The 3,004-nt window shown below is 57.1% G+C and carries 3 protein-coding genes; all 3 read left to right on the forward strand.

Annotation, left to right across the window (positions count from 1 at the left end):
• The first annotated feature begins 888 nt into the window (after positions 1-888).
• The 3 genes from J7367_RS22085 to J7367_RS22095 are packed head-to-tail and all read left to right on the forward strand — an operon-like array spanning position 889 to position 2,999.
• Entirely contained in the window at positions 889-1,749 is an 861-nt protein-coding gene (locus J7367_RS22085; RefSeq protein WP_057662769.1) for a DUF2306 domain-containing protein, read from the forward strand.
• Positions 1,750-1,779: 30 nt separating this feature from the next.
• Positions 1,780-2,856, forward strand: coding sequence for a histidine kinase (locus J7367_RS22090; RefSeq protein ID WP_057662771.1), 1,077 nt, complete (start codon positions 1,780-1,782; stop codon positions 2,854-2,856).
• A complete protein-coding gene (locus tag J7367_RS22095) occupies positions 2,853-2,999 on the forward strand; it encodes a hypothetical protein (RefSeq protein ID WP_209029026.1) in 147 nt (48 codons plus the stop codon). The genes J7367_RS22090 and J7367_RS22095 overlap by 4 nt, the downstream gene beginning before the upstream one ends.
• The last annotated feature ends 5 nt before the right edge of the window (positions 3,000-3,004 follow it).

The raw sequence follows: 3,004 nt of genomic DNA on the forward strand, positions 1-3,004 counted from the left end.
TTGATCAGACCTTCCTTAGATGCCAAAACCGAAGTGATGTATTGTCATCTGGCGTGAGGTCCTTCCAAAGCACCATGCCAAGACTATTGAAGTAGTCTTGGATGAGCTGGTCTGCGTTGTCGGCAATGTCGCGCATCCATTCAAGCTAAGGCAAATAATCCTCACGTCAATCGGGAGGCTTATTGTGCTCGCCCATGCCCTCTTGCCTTCAAGGACGTGGCCAGCTTCTTGGAATCACCCATCTAGCGATGATTCCACTTAGAAGATGACGCGCCATTACCGGCATTGATTGCCTGGAAGAGCAGGCGCACTGTCAGTCTTTGATGAGTGCGGCCGTTCGCGGGCTCGCCAAACTCGCTCTTAGGCCTGCCCGTTCGCGCTGTCGCTGGCCTCACCGCTTGCTTTTCTGATTTGGCGCGTCGTCGCTTCTTTTGCCATCCCCTCTTCCATTGGCTCAATGCTCCCCATGCCTTGGGTCCTCGGTTGCATCAAGCGTTCTGCTTTGGGTCCGTTCGGCGCTGTGCGATGGGGAGAAGTGCCATCAAGCGGCTTTGTGCTCAATATCGCGTGAGCAAGTCTTCGAAGCTCGCCTCACCAGGCGTTGTGGGCAAAACATCACATCGCCTTGCCAAAAGCTTATCAGCTAGCCTTCGACGATGATCAACTCGCTCAGTGTGCCCTGCTTTTTCCAAGGCGCGATTGTGACCATGCGAGAGGCAATCTTGGCAGAGGTATTCGGCCCGCAGACTTCGATTTGGTGTAGCACGTTCCATCTAAACCGCCCGCCCCGCCGTCATCCATCCACCCTCACCGTCATTCGTCTGATTCCCCGAGACACCCGGTCTCCTTCGCGGTCATCTTCGGCGCACCTCATTTGAGCTTGATGCCATGACACTACCTGGATTGCTGGTCTTAACGTCGCGCCAAGTCAGGTCTCCGGACAACACTGAATTCGGTCAAAAGGCCCTAGGAATTGCTGCCATGGGCTGGGTAGTGAGCGCTGCACTGGGGCAGCTCATCTTTGCCACCTACATCGCAAGCTTCTACGGGCGAAGCACGCTTTCTGGACACCCTGAGCGCTGGAACGAAGTCATGAACCGGGGCTTCATTGCCGGTGACCATGTCTTCAACTGGGTTTTGGGGCTGCACCTTCTGATGGCGTTGACCATCATTCTTGGCGGGCTTTTTCAACTCGTGCCAGCCGTGCGACGACATGCGCCTGCCTTCCACCGCTGGAACGGGCGGGTCTACATGGTTTTGGCCACTGCCTTAGCCCTCGGCGGCCTGTCGCTCGTTTGGATCCGCAAAGGCGTCGCTGGCGATTTGCCGCAGCACCTCGGGACAAGTTTCAACGCAGTTCTGATCTTGTGGTTCGTGGCGATGGCTTGGCGCGCAGCTCGGAACCGCAATTTTGAGCACCACCGCCGCTGGGCACTACGGCTGTTTTTAGCCGTGAGTGGCGTCTGGTTTTTTCGAGTTGGCTTGATGCTTTGGCTTGTCATCAACCAAGCTACTATTGGGTTTGACCCAAAGAGCTTTACTGGGCCAACGCTCACTTCCCTCGCGTTCTTGCAAACCCTCTTGCCTCTGGCGCTCCTGCAAGGCTACTTTCTCGCCAAGAGAACCAAGCGTCTTGCGGTGCGCCTGGCGGTGGTGGTCATGCTCAGCCTATCGACGCTGGCAACGCTTGGTGGCGGTGCTGCTGCCACAATGATCATGTGGTGGCCAAACATGGGATTGAGTGCGTAACTGAGACTCACTACCGCTATGCTTGGCATCATGCCGCTTGAGACACCCCTGCCTACCCTGCGAACGGTGCCGCCGCTTCTAAACGGGCGGCGCGTAGCGACCGTTTCGGCGATTTGCATCCTGCTCTCCGGGGTGCTCGGGCTCGGTTGGGATCGCTGGACACCGCTCATTCTGCGTGTTTTTCTAATCGGCAGCGTCATGCTGTTGACCTTTGGGTTATTCGAGCGTTGGCCCAAGCGTCTCCCGTCCTGGTTGGCCCGTTGGGTGCTCCAAGTGGTTGGCGTCGGGGCATGTGTGTTGCCCTGCACCCTTTCGATTTATCTGTTCACCACCCTGGCTGGCTCGCCTCCATTTTGGGAAGATAACGAGCGTGTCAGTGGGTTTCTCATGCTCACCGTGACAGCAATGCTGGTCGGGCCTTGGGTGGCACTGGCCGCCTTGGTCCGCCAAAAGGATGCCTTAGCGCGCCATCAGGCACTGAGCTTTGAAATGCAGCGGGTGAGCCTAGAACGCCAAGCACTCGATGCACAACTGCAACTCCTGCAACGACAGGTTGCTCCGCACTTCTTGTTCAACACGCTTGCTAATGTCCAGTCACTGATTGAGATCCACTCTCCGCAAGCGCCAGTGCTCATGCGAAGCCTGATCGCTTACCTGAGAGCAGCCGTGCCGCGTTTGAACGATGCGTCCACGACGCTTGCCGAAGAGCTTGCACTCACCAACGCCTACCTTGAACTCATGCACATGCGCATGCCCGATCGTCTGAGCTATAGCGTTGACATGCAACTTGACCCCAAAGCAGTCCATTGCCCCAGCCTCATGCTGCTGACGTTGGTCGAGAACGCCATTAAGCACGGCATTGATCCTTGCGAGGACGGTGGGCAGATCGAGATCAAGGCCTGGGCTACAGAGCGCCACTGGCGCTTAGTGGTTGAAGACACTGGCGCAGGGCTTGGCAAATCCAACCAGGGCCTTGGCACAGGGCTTACGACACTTCGGGATCGACTCACATTGAGCTTCGGTGATGAGGCAAGCCTTACCCTGGTCGGAAAGTTTCCTCGCGGCACGAAAGCCGAAGTCGTGCTTCCATTCGAACTGCCCCAATGATTACCCTGTCCCCCACTGCCCTCATTGCCGACGACGAGCCATTGCTTCGCGACGCGTTGGTTCGTCAACTATCTCAAGCGTGGCCTGCGCTTCAAGTGCTGGCTCAGGCGCGGAATGGCCGGCAAGCCTTAGGGATGGTCTGATCAAT

This window comes from Xanthomonas sp. D-36-1, assembly GCF_017746155.1.
Classification (GTDB): Bacteria; Pseudomonadota; Gammaproteobacteria; order Xanthomonadales; family Xanthomonadaceae; genus Xanthomonas; species Xanthomonas cissicola.